The organism is Paenibacillus sp. PL2-23 (genome assembly GCF_040834005.1).
Taxonomy (GTDB): Bacteria; Bacillota; Bacilli; order Paenibacillales; family Paenibacillaceae; genus Pristimantibacillus.
On sequence record NZ_CP162129.1, the window covers coordinates 3,926,048 to 3,949,207 of the forward strand.

Below are 23,160 nucleotides of genomic sequence, written 5' to 3' on the forward strand. Positions count from 1 at the left end.
CGATCTCCCTTATAAGTCTGCTTTCAAGCAGGAATTCTTTTAGTTTTGCGCCACGCCCATAACAACGGCCTAAGCGGAAAATAAAGAAAATGAAGCCGTTTGGGAAGCGGAAGCGTCTTAGCATCCTCCGGATAGGGATAGAGGAAGCTGGCAATATGCTGCAGCTTCTGCCGTTTCGACATCAGGGCGAACAGATACTGGCGATGATAACGCTCGACATCCTTCGGCAATGGCGGCGAATGAAGATTAACCATTCTCTGGATGTAGAACATTGTGTCTTCGGCAAGCCATTCCGCCTTTCTCGAAGCCAGGAGCGGACGCATCTCCTCCTTGAGTGGAGCGGCCAGCAGCTTCGCCGCTAGGAACAAGGCCTGCCCTCCGATATTGTGGTAGTGATGCTTCTTCAGCAGCTGCGTGAGCCTAGTCCAGTCTATCCGCTGATTCATCAGCTTCTTAATATCGAGAAGCCAGCGAAGTCTGGACCAGCCGTGCCTAGCACCATGGGAGACCAGGAACATAAACAAATCCTCTCTGCCCAAGTAGTAGATGGGACGGCTGATCAGTGAGCTCTTGCGTTTGCGGCTCCACAGCTCATCGAAGGTTGGCTCCTTGGATGGCGCGGGATTAAGCCGCCAATGCACCTCCACTTTGATACCCTTGGCGGGATGATGGAACGTGATATGATGATGCCGCCACTTCCAATCATTGAGTACAGTCGCAATATATTCATCCTTCATATAGCCTAGGCTGACAAGCAGCTCCTCCGCCTTGTTCAGCTGCTCCATGGGAACAAGCAGATCCAGATCACAGGAGGTGCGCAGAGAAACATCGCCGTACAGGTCGGCTGCAATAACCGGTCCCTTCAGGAATAAAGCCCGAATATCCTCATTCGCGAAACGGCTCGACAGCTGCTCCATCTCTCCGCTTAATGCCAGCATCTGCAGCGTATTCCGATAATAGTCCCTCTGGAACATCCCGGACACAAACAATGGGATATGTGGGGTCTTCAGCTCCTGGAGCTTGAGATGAATGGTTGGGAACACACGATGATGTCTCGTCAAGTCGATAAAAGTATGCCAGTCAATCTCTTGCAGTAATTCCCATTGCTCGAAGGTGAGCTCCGCTCCATCCTCCATCTCCAGCATGGCAAGCATCAGGCGCAGTTCCTGCGAGAATTCTCCAATATGGAAGCTTACATCACTCATGACGATCTCCTTTATTCGCATTAGCAAATAACGAACAAAAATGATTTTTCGTTCTATAAAACGAACACAACTCAAGAGTATCATCCCGATTTTGTTCTGTCAAGACTGTATGCTAGAATAGAAGCTGTTCCTTATTCCGAACAGAGGGGGCCACACGAGGTTGAAATCAATTATTGTATTCGGAGCAGGCGGCCATGCCAAGTGCTTAATCGATACGGTGGAGAAGCAAGGCGAATACCAAATTGTTGGACTACTGGACGGAGGCAAGCCGGCAGGCTCTCATGTATATGGATATGAAATATTAGGCAGTGAGCAGTGGCTGGCTGAGCATGCGGCGCATGTAGAAGGAATGATCATTGCGATCGGCGATAACTGGCTAAGAGGCAGAATAGCGGAGAAGATACAAGCCATTGCTCCGCGAATTCCCTTCATTAGCGCCATACATCCTGCCGCCTGCATAGCAAGAGGAGCCCGCATAGGCGCAGGCTCCGTCATCATGGCGAATGCCGTATTAGGCAGTGACGCCCTAATCGGTGAACACGGCATCCTCTATCCCGGCGCTTCTATCGATCACGACAGCCAGGTTGGCCAGTTCGTCAGCTGGGCTCCAAGGGCGGTGTGCGGCGGTAACGTAACGGTTGGCGACTTTTCCGCTATTGCAATCGGCGCTTCCCTCATACACGGAATTACGATTGGCGAGCATTCTGTCATTGGAGCCGGCTCTGTCGTGATTCGCTCCATTCCCTCCCGCACGGTAGCATTCGGCGCGCCTGCCAAGGCAATTAGGTCGAGGATACCCGGCGAACGCTACTTGTAGGACGGAATCAAGCTCCGTTTATGATACGATCAGGGATTGCGGCGAGTAGGCAGCAGCATCTATGACCGATTGAATAACCTCAATCACCCTTTGCTGATCTTCCACCTTCAGCGCTGAACCCGATGGCAGACATAGTCCTCTGTGGAACAAGTCCTCGCATACTGCTCTGCCATCGAGCGAATGCGAATAGAACTTGGTGCCTTGGAACAGAGGCTGCAGATGCAGCGGCTTCCATAACGGCCTGGCTTCTATGTTAGCCAGCTCCAGCTCTATAAGCAGACTGTCGCGCAGCTGTTCAGCCTCAGCACATTGGATCGTCAAGGCCGTCAGCCAACGATTCGAGCTTGTTCCTGGAAGCTCTGGCATGAACGCAAGCTCTGCGTAACCGCCCAGGGTCTCCTCATAACGGCGGAATACGCTCCTTCTTGCCGCTACTCTCTCATTTAATACCTCCAACTGCGCTCTGCCAACACCTGCCAGCAGATTGCTCATCCGATAATTGTAGCCCATTTGGCTATGCTGATAATGTCTGGCATTATCTCTGCCCTGCGTCGCCAGAAATCTTGCTCTGCCAAGAGCTTCTGTATCATCGGATATAAGCATGCCTCCACCGGAGGTCGTAATGATCTTGTTGCCATTAAAGGAGAAAATTCCGAATTGCCCGAAGGTGCCGCTCTGCCGCCCCCGATAGGTAGAGCCGAGAGATTCTGCGGCATCCTCAATGAGTGGAACACCATATTGGTTACAGACCGCCATTATTTCCTCCATGTCAGCCATTCCGCCATACAGATGTACAACAAGAACAGCCTTTGGCAGCGAATGAGCAGCGGCTGCTTCAGCTAGCGCACGTCGCAGCGCTAGTGGCGACATATTCCAAGTGCCAGGCTCAGAATCAATGAAGACGGGGTCCGCGCCCAGATAGCGAATAGGATTGGCTGTCGCAACAAAGGTGAAGCTTTGGCAGAATACCGTGTCTCCTTCACCCACACCCAGAAGCTGCAGCGCCAGATGAATGGCTGCCGTTCCAGAGCTCACCGCTGCTGCGCCCTTTGCCCCTGTATAAGCCGCAAGCTCACTTTCAAAGGCGTCTACATGCGGTCCAACCGGAGCGATCCAATTACTGTGGAATGCCTCATTCAGATAGTGCTGCTCGTTGCCGCTCATGTGAGGCGGGGATAAATAGATTTTGTGCAATTGGGCTTGTTGTGCAGTCGCTTGTTGTGCAGTCATTACGAACCAACCCCTTCCTGGTTGCGGGCCGAACCTTCGAACACGGGCATTGTTAGATGTGCTCCGTTGCTTACACCGTCCGAGGTGACCACTTTTTTAATCGTCATAAACAATATTTTCAAATCCAACAGGAAGCTTTGATTCTCCACATACCAGACGTCCCTCAGGAATCGATCCTCCCAGGACACGGCATTCCTGCCATTAACCTGCGCCCAGCCCGTGATGCCGGGTCTTACCTGATGCCGCTTCGCTTGCTCTTCTGTGTAGAGCCGCAGATAATCCATTAATAGAGGACGAGGGCCGACAAGACTAATATCGCCTCGAATGACATTGAACAGCTGTGGAAGCTCATCGAGACTGGTCTTGCGAAGCCACATACCGAAGGGAGTAAGCCGAAGCTGATCAGACAGCAGCTCCCCGCTTGCGTCGCGCTCATCGGTCATCGTACGGAATTTGTACAAGTAGAAGGGGACCCCATGAAGGCCAGGCCTCTGCTGCTTGAAGAGAACGGGAGTTCCCAGCTTAAGACTCACCAGGAGATACACAATGATGATAATCGGAGATGTCAGAATAAGCAGAAGTAATGCGACAGTTACATCAAACAAACGTTTCAGCATAATTTCCTCTCCCATATCCTCTATTTATCTATAAATGGCTTAAGAATGTGGTGCAAGCAGCTTGCGCATGGTGGCAATCACCTTCGGTCCAACGACTCTGCTGGCCGCTCTCTTCACATTGCTTTTCATTCGCACATGCAGAGGCAGCCACGACTGGGCAAAGTGATGGATCGTATAGCTTTCGCTCGTAATATAATTGCCGCCGTTAATGTAATCGTATGGACTAAAATATTGCCTTGGATAAAACATGACCCCGCTGCTGAGCATCTGCTGCTGGCCATTTAATACAAGCCCCTCGCTCTCGCACAATCGGGATATCACGGCCGTATTGGTTGTTGTATCATATGTGCCATCCAGCCTCTTGAATGCCCGGCCCTCGTAATCCTTCAACAGCATAGCGATCCATGGATGCTGGGGCATCGCTCCCATCGTCCCGGATTGAAGAAACTGTTCGTCCTCGAACCCTGTGAATGCCTCATGCTGCAGCAAAGGATTTAACGATCTCAGCACCTCTACATCGGTATCCATATAGATTCCACCGTGATGATACAACGCATGAAGCCTGACATAATCGCTGACGAAAGCAAATTTGCGCGCTGCATAGGCCTCGCTGACATACCTGCTGCAGCTAATATCGAAGTTATCCTCGTTCCATTCCATGAGCTCATAATCCGGCAGATGCCTGCTCCAGCTCTTGATGCAATTCACCATCAGCTTCGGCTTCTCTCCCCTGCCGAACCAGCAATAGTGGATGATCCTTGGAATCTTATCCTGCGACATCCATGCTCTCCCCCTCAATACATGTCATGCTTAGAATGGCCATTTGATGTAATCGCTGCTGTAGCGAATATCTAAAATAATGACGTTTTCGTAAAAGAAATATAGAAAGTAAAAGCAAATAAATATTAAGTAAACAAATCGCTGATCCTTTTCCCGAAATAACTTCACAATCCAGCCCATGAGAACAAGCTGATAAAGAGTAAAATAAATGCCCAGTCTTGCAAAAATCCAATTTTGTGTTGAAATGATCATAATAATGGCTCCGACTATCGATAGATTTACAAATACATCGCTTTGTGGGAATATCGCCTGCAGTTTCACTCGTCCCAAATAAGCGATTAGAATGGGGAGTGCATAGATGAGTACACGTAAAATATTTGCTCCGCCTTCTTGAAAGTTCTGGTATTCAGCATATTGTGTGTTCTCAATAACGCTGAAAAGCATCGTAGAGAAGTAATTGAATCCCACAACTATTAATATAGAAATGCCTAACAGTATGGTTGATGTTAAGGTCCATGCTTTCCGCCGTACCATAAAATAAATAGGTAGCAATATAAGTGCACTTTGATGGAAGAAAGAAGCGAAAATAACGACTGGAAAATATATTTTCCACTTACCTTCGACTAGCGCTTTTGTTGCTGCAAATACTATGGCAGCTGCTAAATATTGACGAATTCCGTTCATGGATACAATGAATGCGCCTGTCGTAATATATGCGAATAAGCTTAACTCTACCAACCTAGAGTATTGATAGAACACAATAATAATCAGTAAGTTGGTAAGAAATGCAGTTATGAAGATCATGATTTGAGGATCATCACTCACTTGCTTCAACAGCATCTGGAACAAATTAAATCCAATATCGTCCTTCTGCAGAACTGCTGCCCAAGAAAAATCGTCTACAACATAACTATGCATATATAGATAGGTGTCTCCGATGTTATTCCGCAAACCTGCCACAAGGACCAGACACAATGCCGCAAACGCAATATATATTTTGTTAGGAATTATCGGAAGTGGACCTCTCTCCGTTGCAATTGAAAAATATCTTGCCAATGCAGCATTCATAAAAACAACCAAAAGGGTGAACCATATCATCTCCATCATTAAAGTCCTTTCCATCAAGTCCTCTTAGTTATCCGGACTTCATGACGGTATTTCTCTTGGTACGATTAATGTAAATATATAACAAGAGGCCAAGCGGCAATGCTGCCAATGTCGTCCATTTCCGAGGTGACTCCTGGATGAGTCTGCGGTTGCGAAGCATCAAGCTGCTTGAAACGTAATGAATAGCTTCACGATAACGTTCTTTAAAGGTAGGAGCGTATTTCATGGCTGTCTTCCGGAAGAAGGAGAAACCTCTTGGATTACGAAGGTATTGCTTGACAATATTGAGACTCGATCCGTCTTCCCTGTACTCTACGTGACACAACACTTCGTTCATAAGCAATAACGGGTATTGCTGATCAATTAATATGTATTTGTACGACAGAGGACAATATTTCTCTCCGTCATATACAGGATAGGGGGGACAACCACTAGTAAGCTCTGTACGGTAGACCAGCTTTTTGTCTCCTGTTACTCGATGCTTGGCATACAGATCCGTCAGGGTCGAGCTCATTACGCCGCCAGGAAGCTGTGTACCGATAATACGGCCATCAGGAGCAGCATCCAGCCCCACAATGCCGGCATATTGACTACTTCCGTGAGCCTGCCAGAAAGAAATGATCTTTTCAACTGCCTCATCTGCCATATAGTCGTCGGAATCGATACAAACATTCAGTTCAGTGTTAATCCGTTCGTATGCCGTGTTATGTGCGCCATGCATGCCTTGGTTATTTTGGTATATATATTCAATGGCGAAGTCAGCTTCCGCGATCCAAGCTCGTACCATTTCTTCTGTTCCATCACTTGAGCCATCATCAATAATCAGCCATTTAAAGGATTTGCAACTCTGCCTCTTCAAGCTTTCATAACATAGATGAAGCGTATAAGCGCGATTGAACGTAGGTGTAAATACCGTTAGTACTGGTTTATTTGGGTTCATCATTCAATCCCTCAATTCGACGTAGCTATTGCAATGCGTTCGGAATAAAAATGTCCTAGCCATTCTGCCATTGCAGCAGAATCATAGCCATGCTCTCGCAGAAGCTGGCTCGTATCTGCATGCTCATAGGAAACGCCTAGAATAGCCCTGCTCCAGTACTTAGGGGGTTGTTGTAAGGATACAAACGATACTCTGCCCGTTATATCCGCTTCTCTCGTAATCGTGTCCGACACGACACATCTTAAGCCTGCAGCTTGCGCTTCAATGAGAACGACAGGCAAGCCCTCAAACAATGAAGGAAATAAGAATAAATCCATTCCCTGAAGCAAACGCGATATGTCAGCTCTCACACCCAGGAATCGAATGGAGTCCGATAATCCCATTTCATCTGCTTGCTTCTCGATCGAGGCTCGCAAGTAACCATCACCGGCAAGCACCAACAAAGCATCCTCTTTATCCTGCTTCAAGGAATGAAATACCTGCAGCAAGAACTTATGATTTTTCTGCTCGTTAAACCTGCCAATATGTCCAACTACAAGCCTATCCCCCGCTTCAAGCTCCGCTCTCACTTCGGTTCTTACAGCAGGATTGAATGCAAACTCTTCGGTATTCACAGCATTCTGAAGGACAATCACTTCCCTGCTGTTCTCTCGCTTTCTGCCAAATAACCATTCTCCCGCTCTCGCTGAGCATGCGAAATAATCGCTGGGATTATCCTTAATCGCGAGTCTAGCGTAAATACGGAAGGGAAATTTGTAATCCAGCTTTAAGTCACTGAGATGGCTATGTATAATTCTGCAGGGAACACCTGCTTTTTTTGCAGCCCTAAGCACGAAACCGCTGTTCTCATTCATGTGTGAATGCACAACCCGATAATCACGGCGCTCCTCAAAGAAACGATCCAACATCCTAAAGTAACGCCGATAATTGCCAGGCCGTATATTCGGCATTCGATAAATACGTCCGCCCAGCGATTCGATTTCTTTGTCATAGTGCCCTTCTTCTTGCCGGTGCACAAGGAAATCAAACTGAAAGCCGTTTTTGTTCATTTGCCGATAATAGTTCATTAGCATCGTCTCGAGTCCGCCGCGATTCATGATAGTCACGACCTGCAGGATACGAATAGATTCCACTTCGATTCCTCCTAATCGATTTGGTACGCATCATGTCTATTACCATGAGCAGAAGGTATACAGGCCATGCAAGCCGCCACTTTGCAGCGGTATAGAACAGCCTCCAAACCGATGTACAATTTCGAATTTCAAACTTGGCAAGTGCATCGCCGAATACACGTTGGGATAAAAGCTGCTTAATCTGCGACACTTTACCGAAAACGGAAGCCGGATTAGACGTGCTGACAATATTTAATCCAAGCCCCAACACGTTAAGTGCAATCCGGTTATTGAGTGCCTGCCTATACTCCACAGAACGTCCTTTCGCAAAAAGTTCCATACACTGATATAAGGTTTGAAACTGTTGATCCAGCAGCGGTTTATAGCAAGTCGTAATGGATTCTGTATTAGCTCGCCAGTAATGATATAGTGGACGATTCAAAAATATAAAGGATTCCGCATGTGAAAAAGCTTCTATATTAAACAAGGTATCTTCATTGCTGCCGATTTCCTTCAAATCAATGAAAGAACACCCCGCCTTTCGAATTAGGCTTCTCTTGTACAGCTTCGACCAGACGGTCCCCCATGCGTCCAACTGCTCCGGAGACGCAACCTCGACACCAAGTGGCCCGATCAGCCTTCGCGTCAACTGCCACTGAACCTCTTCGCCATGGTAGATGCTTTTGTCTGGCAGCGAGTAGTGCTTCGGCTTCGTATGCGTGCCGAATTCTCTTGTATAAGCACACATGACGATGTCGATATCCTGGTCAAGGGCAGCATCCAGCATCTGTTCATACATTGTGCTCGATACCCAGTCATCAGGATCCACGAATCCGATATACTGTCCGGTGCAATAGGATAAGCCAAGGTTGCGAGCACCAGACACTCCCTGATTGTCGCTGTCTATTATTTTTAACCGCGAGTCCCTCTCCGAATAGCTCTCCAGCACCTTCAAGCTCCCATCCGTTGACCCATCATTCACCGCGATGATCTCGATATCGCGGAACGTTTGGTGAAGCAGGCTGTCCAGGCATCTTGGGAGATATGCCTCCATGTTAAATATAGGAACGACTATACTGATAGCTGGGCTCATCCTTAACCTCCATCAAAGGCTTATACAGCTCTCTCAATTCCTCCTGCACGCGCTCGAGCGAGTAGCCCTTCACCCGCTCCAGGGCGGAAGCGCCCATGCGGGCGCGCGTCTCGCGGAAGCGGTGGAGCAGCAGCAGGCGGCTGGCGAAGGAATCGACGTCGCCCGGCTCCACGAGGAAGCCGGTGGCGCCCTCGGCGATGAGCTCCTCGTGGCCGCGGTTGCGCGTCGCGACGACCGGCAGGCCGCTGGCCATCGCCTCCATAATGTTGAGCGGCAGCCCTTCGCGCAGGCTTGCCGAGACGGAGACGTCGCACATCGGGATCAGCTCCTTCAGATCATCCCGATAGCCCAGGAAATCAATCTGCGACTCGACACCAAGCTGGATCGCCAGCTCGCGGCACTGCTCCTGCAGTGATCCACGGCCCGCCAGCAGCAGCTTCGCCTCCGGCATCTTGTCCTTCAGCTTCGCCAATGCCCGAATGAGCAGCTCGTGATTTTTGTTGGCGTTGAATTCAGCCGCATAAATCATCAGGAACTGCTGAGCCGTATAGTTGAACGCGCTCCGCGCCTTCCGTTTCTCTTCAGCGGACAATGGAGCGAACAGCTCCGTGCGTACCCCTACTCCATGCACATGGTGAACCGCTCCGGCGCGGAATCCGCCTGCGATCGCGCGGCGGTAATCCTCGCCGTTAATAGTTATGAGACTATCGGTGACGCCGGCCAGCAGCTTCTCGACGGGATAATACATCAGCCAGTTGGCCAACGGCGCTCCCTTGTAGAAGTGGAAGCCATGCGCGGTGTAGATAACCTTTGTGCCCAGCCTTCTTGCGCCCCTCGCCGCAAGCCTGGCCAGCACGCCGCCCATTGGGGTGTGGCAGTGCACGATGTTATATTGCTCCTCCCGGATGATCGCCTTCAGCATCCGATACGCCTTCACATTGTCCGCTCTGATCGGACTTCTCTGTATGGGCAGATTGAATTTGCGATCCACGTAAGGAAGCTCCAGCTCCCCGTGAGCCGCGACGTGAACCTCCCACCCCTGCTTTCTGAACCATTCCATAACCGGCAGGTGGAACGCCTTGAAATGATAGTCGACGGTTGCGCAGAACAGGATTTTACGCTTCATGGCCGACATTTTCCCTTTGCAGCATTCGGGTCAAATATTCCAGCAGCTCGAATCGAAGATCGTCCCGCTGCAGGGCGAATTCGATCGTCGTCTGGATGAAGCCCATCTTCTCGCCCACATCGTACCGCTTGCCGTCGAACTCGTACGCGAATACAGCGCGGGAAAGGTTCAACGTCGCGATTGCGTCCGTCAATTGAATCTCGCCTCCGGAGCCCGGCTGCTGGCTGCCCAGAATATCGAATATTTCCGGCGTCAGAATGTAGCGGCCCATAATGGCCATATTGGACGGCGCTTCATCAAGGCTGGGCTTCTCCACCAGCGTGTTGATCCGGTGGAACGACGGCTCCATAATCATGCCGTCCACGATGCCGTAGCGCGACACCGCTTCCTCCGCTACCCGCTGAACGCCAATGATGGATGATCCATATTGCGCGTATTTGTCGATCATCTGCTTCAGGCAAGGCTTCTCTGCGGCAATAATGTCATCGCCAAGCAGAACGGCGAACGGCTCGTCGCCGATAAATTTCCTGGCGCACCAGATCGCATGGCCCAGTCCGCGCGGCTCCTTCTGTCGAATGTAGTGGATGTCGACCATATCCGACGACTTCCGCACCTCCTGAAGCAGCTCGAACTTGCTCTTCGAGGCGAGAACATGCTCCAGCTCCATCGAATTGTCGAAGTGATCCTCAATCGCCCGCTTGCCCTTGCCCGTCACGATAATAATATCCTCGATGCCGGATTCAATGGCTTCTTCCACTATGTATTGGATGGTAGGCTTGTCGACGATGGGCAGCATCTCCTTCGGCATCGCCTTGGTTGCCGGCAGAAACCTTGTGCCGAGTCCCGCTGCTGGAATAATCGCTTTTCTTACCTTCATGCTCATCCGCTCCTTTTCTTTATCCCGTAACCATCGACAGCTCCGGTCTTGCGCTAGGCACAATATGGTTGCCAAGATCCAGCAGCCTAACCTTAAGCTCCGCTTGATTCATGCCGGGGAAATCCGCGATTAACGCCTCGATCTCCTCGTAGAAGATGGAGGAGGCTTTGCCGATGTAGATTTTTGGATATACCTGCTTCTCCGTCACCTCGTCGGCCTTGAGCATCTCCTCGAACAGCTTCTCTCCGGGACGAATGCCCGTATATTCAATGCCAATCTCATCCACGCTATATCCCGACATGCGGATCACATTTTGCGCCAGCTCCGTAATGTTGACGGGTTCACCCATATCCAGCACGAATATCTCTCCGCCCCTGGCGAGCGCGCCGGCTTGAATTACCAGTCTGGAAGCCTCCGGAATCGTCATAAAATAGCGCACCATCTCGGGATGGGTAACCGTTACAGGGCCGCCCTTGGCAATCTGCTTCTTGAACAGCGGGATGACGCTCCCTCTGCTCCCCAGCACGTTGCCGAACCGTACCGCAACAAACTTGGTATGGCTGCTAACCCGGTCCATATGCTGGATAACCATCTCGGCGATCCGCTTCGTTGCGCCCATGACGCTGGTGGGATTGACCGCTTTGTCTGTCGAGATCATGACGAAGGTTTCGACACGGCTTTTGCTCGCCGCTCGTGCCGCGTTCAGCGTGCCCAGCACGTTGTTCTTGAACGCCTCCTCCGGGTTGCGCTCCATAAGCGGCACATGCTTGTGCGCCGCAGCGTGGTAAACAACATGCGGCCGATGCTGCAGCATAACCGCCATCATTTTATCCGCATCCTGAAGATCCGCAATTTCCGTAAAAAATTTAATATTGGAGTCGCGGAACGTTTCCTTCAGCTCCATCTCAATAGCATAGATGCTGTTCTCGCCATGCCCCAGGAGCACCAGCTTCTCCGGCAGAAAGCGCGAAATTTGGCGGCATACCTCCGAGCCGATCGACCCTCCTGCCCCCGTCACCAGCACCACCTTCTGCGTGACATATTCCGAGATGCTCTCAATATCCAGCTCCACAGGCTCCCGCCCCAGCAAATCCTCGACCTGCACATCGCGGAACTGCGTAACGGAGATTCTGCCCGTCGCCAAATCCTCCAGCATAGGAATAATTTGCGTCTTGGCGTTCGTGCGGGCACATTCCGTATAGATGCCGTATAAGCCTTTTTTACTAAGGGAAGGAATGGCAATGACAATATTGTCGATGTCCAGCTCGCGCGTAATGCGGACGATATCGGCTACGCGGCCCGCTACCGGAATGCCCATAATGTCCAGCATTTGCTTGGCGTGATCATCATCGATGAACGCGACGGGATACAGCTCCGTATCGGAGTTGCTCATCAGCTGTCTCGCCAGCATGATGCCAGCCGAACCCGCCCCGACAATCAACGTCCGCTTGCGCTTGCCGCTGTATCTGCTGAACCTGCCTCTCACAACGCGCCAGCACAGCCGGCTTCCACCAATCAACAAAATGTGCAGCATGCAGGTCACAACAAGCAGCTTCAGCTCCGCCTTGCCCATAATGGCCCATTGCGATAGTCCCGCCAGCAGGAAGGACAAGCCGACAGCCTTCGCGATAATAAGCAGCTCGCCGACACTGGCGTATTCCCACGCTTTTTTGTACAGCTTGAAATAGAGGAAGAAGCCATGATGGAGGAGCAGCAGCGCTGCCGCAAGGACATAGAACGATACGCTGTCTCCTGGTGAAGCCCCCAGCAGCCAGCTGCCTGCGGTAATAGCGGTTAATACAATGGCCGAATCCAGCATCGCGAGAAGTGCAAGCCTGCTTCGGTAAGTCATACAATCTCATCCTTTCTCCTGATACGCCTTGCGTTGTGCTTTATAAAGAACGTTTTGGCCGAAAAAAAGACGTTATCCGATGAGCCATCATCTAACGTTCTTTTTGTTCAGAATAGCGCCTATAATGTTCGCTCCCGCAAAGGATAACGCTTGCTTCGCCTCCAGAGCCTTGCTTTGAGACGTCTTGCCGCAGCGAAGCAGCAGGACGACGCCGTCACATTTGTTCACGAGCGCATTCGTGTCAGGTGCCGTCAGAACGGCCGGACAATCGAAGACGATACGGTCATATCTGGCATACAGCATGGACAGAAGCTCCTTCATCGTGTGGGAATCCAGCATGTCTGCGGAATTGGCGTGCGATACGCCGCTTGTGAGCAGGTCCAGGCCTTCCACCTCGGTCGTTTGCGCTGCATCCTCGAATTCCAGCTGGCGAGTCAGCACATTCGACAAGCCGGGCGAGACTGGCGAATGAAAGACCTTGTGCAGCGTCGGCTGACGGAAGTTGGCGTCGATCAGCAGCACGCGGTCTCCCCGCTGCGCCATGCTGACGGCCAAGTTAACGGCAGCGGTCGATTTGCCATCGCCTGGCGCGGGGGAAGTCACGATAAGCGAGCGAATGGACTTTCCGTCCGATGCGTATTGAATGTTGTTGCGAATCGTCCTGTATTGCTCCGCAATTCGATGCGATGGATTGATGTATGCGATCAAGCTTCGGTTTACGATCTTTTTGGCTACTTTCGCCTTCTCACGAACCAATCGTCTCACTCCTCATTAAGCCTGGTTTGATCTTCTTCGCCGGCGCCGCAGTATGCCTGTTCCTGATCCGAGATACCTGACCCAGCATATTCAAGCCCAGCAGCGCTTCGACCTCATGCTCCGTCCGAATGGAGTCATCCAGTGATTCCAGCAGAAACGCCAGACTGAAGCTTAAGATCAATCCCACAATAAACGCGACATACACGATGGTGTTGCTCTTGACGTTAATGGGATACGGCTCCGGCTCCGCGGCCGTCAGCAGCCTGATGCCGCCCACCCCAAGCGTCTCGGCGGCGACGTTCTTATAGACATCTACGATAGCATTGGCAATCTGCGCGGCTCGCTCCGGATCGGAATCCAGAACCGAAATAACGGTAATCAAGGACCCTTCTACACTATCTACCCGCACCTGGGAGCGCAGCTGGCCAGGCGATGCGTTCAGCTCCAGCCTCTGAATAACCTGGTCGAGCACGATCGGCTCCCGCACCAGCGCTCTGACCGTCGTCATCATATCGTTGGAGGCTGCGATAATCACTCGCGAGGAGGAAGCGTAGATATCCGGCTCAGACTGCGAATTGTATAGGAGGCCCAGCCCTGTAAATAAGCCGGTAATGCCAACAATGAGCCACAGCTTGCTGCGCAGTGTATGAAACAATTGGCGCAAATCAATTTCCTTGTTTTTGGTTAAAGCTTCTTTCCTGCTCATTTCCATGCAAACACCCGCTAACTTGTTAGTTATTAAGAACACTAACACAAGTGTAGTTCTTTATATAGAACATGTCAATACAATTTCATCAGCTTTTTTGTAAAGAGTCAGTTATCAATGTGCAAAATAATAATGTTCGGCCTCTGTTGATTGCGTTCATCTCGCCACTTGTTGGACCGCACCAGCTCCTTGAGCGCCCGGAAATCCCCTTTGCTCATGCCTTCGTCCACCGCGTTGCGAATAATCGAATGCCATTCCTCGTCCAGCACCTCATCCACTCTCACCTTCGGCGAAAGCTCTTCTCCTAACAAATATTCTATATTCGTATCCAGATGAAACGCGATTTTCGCCAGCACCTGAAGGGATGGGTTGTTCTGAACATTGCGTTCGATATAGCTGAGATAAGATTTCGATACGCCAGCCAGGTCCGCCAGCTTCGTAATGGAGTAGCCCTTGTATTCTCTTAATTGTTTGATCCGTTCCCCAATCATAATATTCTCCTTACACCAGATTAGATCCGTCGGCTGATCAGTCGGGTAACAATATAACGGACAATAACTTTATTGTAGTTCTTTAAAGAGAACAGGTCAATACTAAGAACGGCGGCTTGTCATGAAAAAACGTTCATAAATCATTCGTTATAGTGAACAAGGGGCTATTGCACCCGGCAACAGCCCCTTTCCACCCCCATACGTATTAATCGTTCACTATAGTGATTGGATATTCACAGCCCGCGCTGGCGTGAAACCGGATGCCGCCCTCCACTTCCTCGGCTTCGACTCCATCGACCCGCAGCACTCCGCTGCCCGAGAAGCGCACAACGCAAGCGCCGTCTTGCGACGCGGCAATACGAGCCTCACTGAGACTGCCCGCTTTCCAGAACACATCCACCCTGTAGCCGCCCCTCGCGCGCAAACCTCGTACGCTTCCGGAGGGCCATGCCGAAGGCAATGCAGGCAGCAGATCAAGCCCGCCCCTATGGCTCTGCAGCAGCATCTCCGCGATGCCCGCAGCGCCGCCGAAGTTGCCGTCAATCTGGAACGGCGGATGATCGTCGAACAAATTGGGATATGTCGAGCGAGACAGCAGCGTTTGGAGGAAGCGGTACGCAGACTCTCCATCGCCCAGCCTTGCGTACAGGTTAATGAGCCAAGCGCAGCTCCAGCCCGTATGGCCGCCGCCCTGCTTGATCCGCGCCTCCAGCGACCTGCGGGCCGCTTCGGCCAGCTCCGGCGTCTCCTGCGGCGTAATCGCCTGGCCTGGATACAGGCCGTACAGATGCGACACATGGCGATGCCCAGGCTCGGCCTCGGCGAAGTCTACGCTCCACTCCCGCAGTCTGCCGTCCGGCCCAATGCCGGGATCAATGAGACGGCTCATCGCTTCCGCGACCTGCTGCTTCCACTCCGAATCAACGCCCAACAGACCAGCAGCCTGTATACAATGACCGAACAGCTCTCTAATCATTGCCATATCCATCGCCGAGCCGGCAGATACGCTGCAGGCTTCCCCTTCAGCCGTTAGAAATTTATTCTCCGGCGATGTCGAAGGAGACGTCACTAGCTTGCCATCCGGCGTCTCCACGAGAAAGTCCAGACAGAACTGGGCGGCACCCTTGAGCAGCGGATAAGCCATATCCCTTAGAAATGCCTCATTCATCGTGAACGCGTAATGCTCCCATAGATGCCGGCTTAGCCACACGCCGCCCATGGGCCAGAACGCCCAGCTCGCATCCCCGGCGCTTGGTCCCGACATTCGCCACAGATCGACATTGTGATGCGCCGTCCAGCCATCGCAGCCATAATGAATACGGGCCGTTCTTGCTCCATGCTGGCTGAGCTCCCGGATCAGGTCGAACAACGGCTCATGGCATTCGCTTAAATTCGCGACCTCTGCATGCCAATAGTTCATTTCGGTATTAATATTGGTCGTATAGTTGCTGTTCCATGGGGGCTGCATATGCGGATTCCATATCCCTTGCAAGTGGGCCGGCTGCGTACCGGGTCTTGAGCTGCCCATGAGCAAGTAGCGTCCATATTGAAAATATAAGGCCTCCAGCTGCGGATCGCTCCCGCCGGCTTGGTAGGCGGCAAGCCGAGCATCCGTCGGCTGGGCAGAGAGCTCCCTATCGCCAAGCTCCAGCTCAACTCGGCCGAACAGCCGGGCATGCTCCGCTATATGCCGCTCCCGCAGCTCCATGTAAGAGAAGGCTGACGCCGCCGCAAGCGCTGCAGCGCATGCGGCTCGAACCGCCCCCTGACCGCCGCCCGGCATAATGTCATAACCTTCGAAGTCGGTAGCAGCCGCCAGCAGCACCGTTACGGCCGACGCTCCGGATAAGATGACGCGGTCCGATTCCCGGCGAAGGGCTCCGCCCTCCGGCCTTAAGCGCAGCATTGTCCCGAACGTCAGACCGCGGTCCTCCTCGTACAAGATCGATTGGGGATGATCTCCGCGGTAATTGTCGGCGATATGGCTTGGCGCGCTGCCCAGCATGATCAGATCCCCCCCTGCTTCGTCACCGTTCGCGCTGTACAGCTGATGACGAAGCTGCGAGTCGAGCGTAATCGACAGATGAGGCAGCAGACCACCCTCCGCTTCATAACGGACAGCGATGACCTGATCAACGGCGCTTGCGAATACCTCCCGTGTAATGGATACATCTCTTCTATTATAAATAACCGATGCCACACCGGTATGGAGGTCCAATGCCCGCACGAAAGCGCCGGCGTTATCCGCTCCCAGCTCCTCTACCAGCAGATCCCCAAGCGGCTGATACGATTCCGTATTCCGCCCCAGCATACCGGCATTAACGACCCCCTCGGCTTCCGCGTATTTGCCCTGCTGGATCAGCTCCCGCGATTTCTGCAAGTAACGCAGCGCGTTATAATTAGGCGTGTCACGCGGAAAGCCCGACCACAGCGTGTCCTCGTTCAGCGCGATTCGCTCCAGCCGATCGCCTCCGTATACCATGCCGCCCAGCCGTCCATTACCCACGGGCAATGCTTCCTCCCACCGTCCGGCGGGCTGCTTGTACCACAGCTTCCATTCCATGCCGTTCATTGCGAATCAGCTCCCCTCAACTGAAGAGAAGGCCCGGACAGTAGTCGGGGCCTCTCATTCATATTATTTAACCTCTTTGCCTGTGAAGAGCGCTACGCGAGCTTTAACAAGCTCTGTATATTCCGCTTCCATTTCTTTCGCGCCGGCTTTGTCCAGCTCAGCCAGGAAGTCGTCATAAACTTTGTCGAAGTTTTCCGGCTTCGTCAGGACAGCTTCCGGAATACGCTTGCGGATAATGTCCTGCGTTTTCTGGAACGTAACCTGGTAGTCGCCATCCGTTGGAACCGGCATGTTGTACAGCGCGCCCCAATCCTTGGCAGGAAGCTCAGCTTCAGATGGGAACAGGTCCTTCCAGGTAGTTGCGTTATAAGCGGCAAGCGTTTCTTTCTCCGCTTCTGTATAGCCGGCAACGATCTGCTCAGGGAAGTTCGTTGTGTAATAGTTGCCTGTGGAATCCTTCACGCCGTCGCCGTAATGAGCGCTGAAGGTCCGGTATTGGCCGATGCCTGTTTCCTTGGCAAAGTTGGAAGCGTCATTTACCTTGCGGTCTTGGATTTCTGCCGGGATGACACGCTGGCCATTCGCATCTACCGTGTAATGCTTGCCTTCAATACCCCAGTTGCGAAGCACTTGGCCCTCTTCGGAAGCAAGCCAGTCCAGGAATTTAATCAAACGAACGGGATCTTTGGCAGCCGTTGTAATCGCGATGCCATAGCCGTCAACGCCAGCCGGCTGGAACGATTTGTCCTGATACTCTTCTGTCAATGTGACCGGGAAGTGAGCGTACGTGTACTCGTCTTTGCCAGCGGACTTGAGTGCATTCTCCGCGTCTTGGTAGCCCCACTCCTGATCGATCAGCCCCAGCACGCGTCCACTTGCGATTTTTGCCTTGTATTGGTCATCCTTCTGCACGAAGGTGTCCTTATCCAGAAGGCCTTCATTATACATTTTGTTCAGCCAGCGGAAGTATTCCTTCTCCTTTGGACGTTTGTAGTGAAGCATCGCTTCATACGTCTCAGGATTCACGTAATATTCGCCGTCGTCAGGCGCGCCAGTCGCAAGGAACGCAGGGTTCGTTACGCTGATCATAATTCTCCAGTCATCCGCGTTCAACGTCAAGGGAATCGTTGGCTGTCCATCGGTTTCGGGATACTTCGCCACATATTGCTTCAGCACGTTCTCGAAATCTTCAACCGTACGCACTTCCGGATAGCCCAGCTCCTTCAGCACGCGCTGCTGAATTTCGAAGCCGCCGCCAGCGTCGAAATATTGCTGATCAACGCCCATGTTAGTCACAATTTGATAGATAGACTGGTCATCATTGCTGTATTTGAGACGATTCATGTTTTCGCTGAAAATTTTCTTGATGTTCGGAGCATGCTCCTCGATAAGCGGAGCAAGGTCGATAATCAGGCCCGCGTCCACCAGGCTGCTCAGGCTGCCTTTGGCGAAGATGAAGTCAGGCACGTCGCCGCTTGCCGCCATCAGAGCCAGCTTGTTTTCGCCGCCGCCTGCGCCTACATCATATTCGGCTTCAATCGTAACGCCTGTTTTTTCCGTAATGTATTGCCCCACTTCGTCCCGCATATTGTTCCAGTTCGGGCTTGCGTCAGCGCCGAAGAATGTGAACGTAACCGGGCTTGTGTCTGTACCCGTCTGCTCATTGCCGCTGTTGCTTCCTGTGCTGTTTTCTGGCGCATTGTTATTGTTGCCGCAGCCGCCAATCAGCACCGTCGTAGCAAGCAGCAATGTAGCCAGCGTTTTAGGATTTCTCCACTTCATTTGTCTTTCCCCCTCAACAGAATAATAAGCTTTATTGTATAACAGGAATTACCTGCCAATACCGGGATCAATAATGCGAATGACTTCCAACAAGCTTGGAGTAAGGGCTTACATTCTTTGTTGAAAAAGAAATGCCAGTGCTCCTGTTCTTTGCCTTTGCAGCGGAGCCTGCTTGCTCCGCTGGGCAAAGGGACGTTCCATGCTGTTACAGGTTTGAATTAAGCCTTCACCGCGCCCAGCGTCATGCCGGAGATAAAGTATCTTTGCAGGAAAGGATAGATGAACAGAATCGGCAGCGTGACAACAATGGTAATCGCCATCTTGATGGATTCAGGCGACACCTGCGCCATCTGGTTCGCCATGTCGTTGGCATTGATCATACGAGCGCCTTGATTCGTGCTCTGTAGCACCTTCATCAATTCAAATTGCAGGGTTGTCAATTCCGGATGTCGACCGTTGTAGAGATACGTGTCAAACCATGCATTCCATTGCCCGACGGCCAGGAACAACGCAATCGTTGCAAGCACCGGCTTACATAGTGGCAGAATGACTCGGTAGAAGATTGTAAAGTCATTAGCGCCGTCCAGCTTGGCGGATTCCTGCAGCGCATACGGCAAGTTATCGATAAAGGATCGGATAACGAAGACGTTAAAGGCGCTGACGAGTCCCGGTAAAATATAAATCCAGAACGTGCCGATTAGATCCAGATGACGCATCAGCATATAAGTGGGCACCAGCCCGCCGGAGAAGTACATCGTCAAGGCAAGAAAGGTAGAAAACATCTTGCGCGACTTGAAATCCGGGCGGCTTAGCACATAAGCCAGCATGGATGCGCTCAGCAAGCCGAGCAGCGTACCCGACACGGTGCGCAGCACCGAAATCTTGAAGCCTTGAAGCAGACCCGTGTAGCTAAAGATTGTTGCGTAGTTCTCCCAGGTTAGCTCTCGCGGCCATATATAAATGCCGCCTCGCACCGTATCCTGGGAATCATTCAGCGATATAGCCAGCACGTTCAGGAAGGGATACAACGTGACGCACATGATCAGCAGCATGACGATCACATTGACGATGTCGAAAACCTTCTCGGACTTGGTTGCGTTAAATGCTTTTCCTGCCATATGGTTCCCCTCCCTACATAATGCTTTCTTTGGTTAGCTTCTTCATAATGCCATTGGCTGTAAGCAGCAGGAAGATACTGATGACCGAGGTGAATATACTGATTGCCGTACCGTAGGAGAAGCGCCCGATGCCTATACCATAGTTCAGCGCATACAAGTCCAGTACTTCCGAGTAGTCGGTAACCAGTGAATTGCTAAGCTGGAATTGCTTCTCAAAGCCAATCCCGATCAAGTGGCCGATCGACATGATCAGCAGAACCGAAATGGTTGTGCGAATGCCTGGCAGCGTAATATTCCACATCTGCCTGAAGCGGCCCGCGCCGTCCACTCTTGCGGCCTCGTACAGCTCCTTGTCAATGCCTGCTATGGCGGCGAGATATATAATCGCGTTCCAGCCGGTTTCCTTCCAGACGTCCGACGCCGTGACGATGCCCCAGAACCACTCGCCCTTGGCCATAAATTGAATCGGCTCGTTAATGATGCCTAGCCCCACCAGCAGCTCATTCACGATACCGCCTTCAATTGAAAGCATCTTCGTAATAATGCCCGCAACGACGACCCATGATACAAAGTGGGGCAAATAAGAAACCGTTTGCACCGTCCGTTTAAAAAACTTGCCCCGCAGCTCGTTCAAGAAAATCGCAAACGCGATTGGCACCACGAAGCCGGCGATAATGCCCATAAAGCTCATGGCCAGCGTGTTCCTGAGCACAAGATAGAAGCGCTCATCCTGGAACAAGTCAATAAAGTTATCCAAGCCTACCCATTTCTGATCCGTAAATGACTTGGCAGGCTTGTAGTTCTGGAAGGCCATAATCCAGCCCGCTACCGGCAGGTAATTGAAGACGAACAGCCAAATAATAAATGGCAGCGACATCAAATAGAGATACTTTTGCTGCACGACTGTCTTCCAGGCTCCTCTATCCCGTTTTTTCGGCGGTGTCGGGTCAACGCTTTTATGGTTGTTATGATTTGTTGGCAGCGTTTCCATCGATCCAATCCCCCTCTGCTCTATAGCTATATGATAAATCAGAGCGATCGACTGAAATACCCAACATATTTTGCACAAAACCATATAAAAATTAGTCATGGCATCACAAATTTATCGATTTTAGCGTAAATGAAAACGTCGTCCCTTGTCCGTATTCGCTTGCGATCCGAAGTCCGTGCGCTTCTCCGTACGTCATGACCAGACGCTGATGCACATTGCGCAGCCCAATTCGGCTGCGGCTGCTCTCATCCGGACTGGACAAGGTAGCCAGCACCTCCTCCAGCCGTTCCGGCTGCATGCCAAGCCCGTTATCCCGTACGGTGACAAGCACCTCGTCTCCACTCCTGCTAATGACAAGCTCCACCTTGACGCCCTGCTCCTTGCCTTCTACGCCGTGCACAACCGCATTTTCAATAAGCGGCTGGATAATGAGAGGCGGCACCAGCACGTCCGAGGCCCCTGGATCAACAGACAGCTCATATTGCAGCCGGTCCTCGTATCGGAACTTTTGAATATCCAGGTAGGAGCGCACCATCTCGACTTCCTCCGACAGCGGTATATGCTCGCGGCCCACCTCCAGATTTTTGCGCATCAGCTTGGCCAGGAGGCGGACAACCTTGGCGATTTCACGCTCCCCCTTGAGCACCGCGTTCATCCGAATCGACTCCAGCGCGTTGAACAGAAAATGGGGATTAATCTGGCTTGCCATCATCTTCAGCTTGATCTCTCTTTGCGCAAGCTCCAGAGAGCTCATCTGCTCCGTCTTCTCCACAACCTGCTGAAGGAGTGTTCGGATGCTCTCCACCATGTAGTTGAATTGACGGGACAGCTGGCCGATCTCGTCATTGCCGTCGATGCTGGAGACAACGTTCAAATCGCCAAGGGCCAGCCTGTTGAGATGTCGGCTTAGACGGAGCAGCCGGTTGGTCGTCAGCAGCGACACCGTGTAGACGAAGAACATCGCAATGAGCAGGACAAGCAGAATAAGACTTAATCCAATTACACTTACCGTATTGGCATCCTTCACGATGGATTGGGTGCTGAACAAGGACACCACTCGAAGGCTGCTGGCGCTGAGCTCCGGGGTTAATTCATCGATAATCATATAGGAGGGCTCACCCTTGATGTCGACCTTGTGGCTGCCAGAGGGCATGTCGCTCAGATTGACGCCATAATCCAGCTCGCTGAGCGTCCTGCCGACCAGTGACGTATTCTGGGCCGCCACCACATAACCCCGTTCATCTGCAATAAGCGTCTCGAACGGCTCTTGGGCAAGTATGCCATTCAGCTCCGACTGATTCAGCGAAACGACCAGCACACCGGAGGATTGGCGATCAGGGAACGGCACCTGGCGAATTAAGCTGAGCATGCGAATCGGGATATTTTCTTTATCGTCAATGAAATACCAGTTCACGCTTTTGGAGGCCTTGGCCTTCTGGTACCAATACCTGCTCTTGATCTCCTCGTCCACAGGAATCAGCTCCAGATTATTGATGAGCGTCGGATTCTCATAATAGAAGCGAATGCCGCCAATTTCGCGGTACAGCTTGAAGAACGTCTTGAAGCCGTCGTAGGAGCGGTAAGCCTTGGTCAGCTCGAGAACGCTTTCATATCTTGTTGTCGCCATTGCTTCCATCGTTTTGTCCAGCAGCAGCGTGTCCGTAACATCTAGCGGTATGCGCAGCATATTGTCGAGCTGCGACTTGATTTTGTCCACGTTGTTCGTCGCCTGCTGGATTGCCCGGTCCATGGCCTGCTCCCGGAAGTAGCCCACAACAACTCCCCCGACCATCATAACGGGAATAAGAACAATCAGAATGTAGGAAGCAATCAACTTGTGCTTCAGCTTCAGGTTATTTGTCATGCGAATCCAACTATGTAACATGGCAGCCCGACCTCTCATGCGAAAATGGAATATCCCCTCTTATCGCAAGAGGGGATATCGTGTCAATATAGCTACATCTTAATGGATACAGGCTGCCGGTATC

General features: G+C 51.7%; 20 protein-coding genes. 1 reads left to right on the forward strand and 19 read right to left on the reverse strand.

Annotated features, from left to right (window positions below; translation table 11 throughout):
* Nucleotides 1–23 precede the first annotated feature (23 nt).
* Nucleotides 24–1,205, reverse strand: coding sequence for a nucleotidyltransferase family protein (locus AB1S56_RS17225; protein ID WP_340868153.1), 1,182 nt, complete (start codon nt 1,203–1,205; stop codon nt 24–26).
* Between the two features lie 160 nt (nt 1,206–1,365).
* Between AB1S56_RS17225 and AB1S56_RS17230 the strand changes: the two genes are divergently transcribed.
* On the forward strand, nt 1,366–2,022 hold the full coding sequence (locus AB1S56_RS17230) for an acetyltransferase (protein WP_340868154.1): 657 nt from the start codon (nt 1,366–1,368) through the stop codon (nt 2,020–2,022).
* A gap of 18 nt (nt 2,023–2,040) precedes the next feature.
* Here AB1S56_RS17230 and AB1S56_RS17235 read toward each other — a convergent pair whose 3' ends face one another.
* From AB1S56_RS17235 to AB1S56_RS17320, 18 genes are all read right to left on the reverse strand, one after another.
* Entirely contained in the window at nt 2,041–3,252 is a 1,212-nt protein-coding gene (locus AB1S56_RS17235) for an aminotransferase class I/II-fold pyridoxal phosphate-dependent enzyme (protein ID WP_340868156.1), read from the reverse strand.
* A complete protein-coding gene (locus tag AB1S56_RS17240) occupies nt 3,252–3,866 on the reverse strand; it encodes a sugar transferase (RefSeq protein ID WP_340868514.1) in 615 nt (204 codons plus the stop codon). Before AB1S56_RS17240 ends, AB1S56_RS17235 begins: the two co-directional genes overlap by 1 nt.
* A 42-nt stretch (nt 3,867–3,908) precedes the next feature.
* Nucleotides 3,909–4,649 carry a glycosyltransferase gene (locus AB1S56_RS17245; RefSeq protein WP_340868157.1) on the reverse strand — a complete coding sequence of 247 codons (741 nt, stop codon included), beginning with the start codon at nt 4,647–4,649 and terminating at the stop codon, nt 3,909–3,911.
* Between the two features lie 30 nt (nt 4,650–4,679).
* Nucleotides 4,680–5,753: an EpsG family protein gene (locus AB1S56_RS17250; RefSeq protein ID WP_340868515.1), complete on the reverse strand. Its 1,074-nt coding sequence runs from the start codon at nt 5,751–5,753 to the stop codon at nt 4,680–4,682.
* Between the two features lie 31 nt (nt 5,754–5,784).
* Nucleotides 5,785–6,696, reverse strand: coding sequence for a glycosyltransferase family 2 protein (locus AB1S56_RS17255; protein ID WP_340868516.1), 912 nt, complete (start codon nt 6,694–6,696; stop codon nt 5,785–5,787).
* Between the two features lie 11 nt (nt 6,697–6,707).
* On the reverse strand, nt 6,708–7,745 hold the full coding sequence (locus AB1S56_RS17260; RefSeq protein ID WP_340868158.1) for a glycosyltransferase family 1 protein: 1,038 nt from the start codon (nt 7,743–7,745) through the stop codon (nt 6,708–6,710).
* Nucleotides 7,720–8,901: a glycosyltransferase gene (locus AB1S56_RS17265; protein WP_340868161.1), complete on the reverse strand. Its 1,182-nt coding sequence runs from the start codon at nt 8,899–8,901 to the stop codon at nt 7,720–7,722. Before AB1S56_RS17265 ends, AB1S56_RS17260 begins: the two co-directional genes overlap by 26 nt.
* Entirely contained in the window at nt 8,864–10,027 is a 1,164-nt protein-coding gene (locus AB1S56_RS17270; RefSeq protein WP_340868162.1) for a glycosyltransferase family 4 protein, read from the reverse strand. The genes AB1S56_RS17265 and AB1S56_RS17270 overlap by 38 nt, the downstream gene beginning before the upstream one ends.
* Nucleotides 10,017–10,904: a UTP--glucose-1-phosphate uridylyltransferase GalU gene (gene galU / locus AB1S56_RS17275; RefSeq protein ID WP_340868163.1), complete on the reverse strand. Its 888-nt coding sequence runs from the start codon at nt 10,902–10,904 to the stop codon at nt 10,017–10,019. Before galU ends, AB1S56_RS17270 begins: the two co-directional genes overlap by 11 nt.
* A gap of 19 nt (nt 10,905–10,923) precedes the next feature.
* The gene (locus tag AB1S56_RS17280) at nt 10,924–12,756 is read right to left on the reverse strand and encodes a nucleoside-diphosphate sugar epimerase/dehydratase (protein ID WP_340868164.1); all 1,833 of its coding nucleotides are present in this window, start codon (nt 12,754–12,756) and stop codon (nt 10,924–10,926) included.
* Between the two features lie 87 nt (nt 12,757–12,843).
* Nucleotides 12,844–13,512 (reverse strand): CpsD/CapB family tyrosine-protein kinase, encoded by a 669-nt coding sequence (locus tag AB1S56_RS17285; protein WP_340868165.1) that lies wholly within the window; start codon nt 13,510–13,512, stop codon nt 12,844–12,846.
* On the reverse strand, nt 13,502–14,218 hold the full coding sequence (locus tag AB1S56_RS17290; protein WP_340868166.1) for a Wzz/FepE/Etk N-terminal domain-containing protein: 717 nt from the start codon (nt 14,216–14,218) through the stop codon (nt 13,502–13,504). Before AB1S56_RS17290 ends, AB1S56_RS17285 begins: the two co-directional genes overlap by 11 nt.
* A 107-nt stretch (nt 14,219–14,325) precedes the next feature.
* A complete protein-coding gene (locus AB1S56_RS17295) occupies nt 14,326–14,709 on the reverse strand; it encodes a helix-turn-helix domain-containing protein (RefSeq protein WP_340868167.1) in 384 nt (127 codons plus the stop codon).
* A 205-nt stretch (nt 14,710–14,914) separates the two neighbouring features.
* Nucleotides 14,915–17,281 carry a glycoside hydrolase family 95 protein gene (locus AB1S56_RS17300; protein ID WP_340868169.1) on the reverse strand — a complete coding sequence of 789 codons (2,367 nt, stop codon included), beginning with the start codon at nt 17,279–17,281 and terminating at the stop codon, nt 14,915–14,917.
* A gap of 63 nt (nt 17,282–17,344) precedes the next feature.
* Nucleotides 17,345–19,063 carry an ABC transporter substrate-binding protein gene (locus AB1S56_RS17305; protein ID WP_340868170.1) on the reverse strand — a complete coding sequence of 573 codons (1,719 nt, stop codon included), beginning with the start codon at nt 19,061–19,063 and terminating at the stop codon, nt 17,345–17,347.
* Nucleotides 19,064–19,281: 218 nt separating this feature from the next.
* Nucleotides 19,282–20,181, reverse strand: a complete 900-nt coding sequence (locus AB1S56_RS17310) for a carbohydrate ABC transporter permease (protein ID WP_340868171.1) — start codon at nt 20,179–20,181, stop codon at nt 19,282–19,284.
* A 13-nt stretch (nt 20,182–20,194) separates the two neighbouring features.
* Complete coding sequence (locus AB1S56_RS17315; protein WP_340868173.1) at nt 20,195–21,172, reverse strand: sugar ABC transporter permease; 978 nt, start codon at nt 21,170–21,172, stop codon at nt 20,195–20,197.
* Nucleotides 21,173–21,275: 103 nt separating this feature from the next.
* Entirely contained in the window at nt 21,276–23,057 is a 1,782-nt protein-coding gene (locus tag AB1S56_RS17320; protein ID WP_340868175.1) for a histidine kinase, read from the reverse strand.
* Nucleotides 23,058–23,160: the final 103 nt, after the last annotated feature.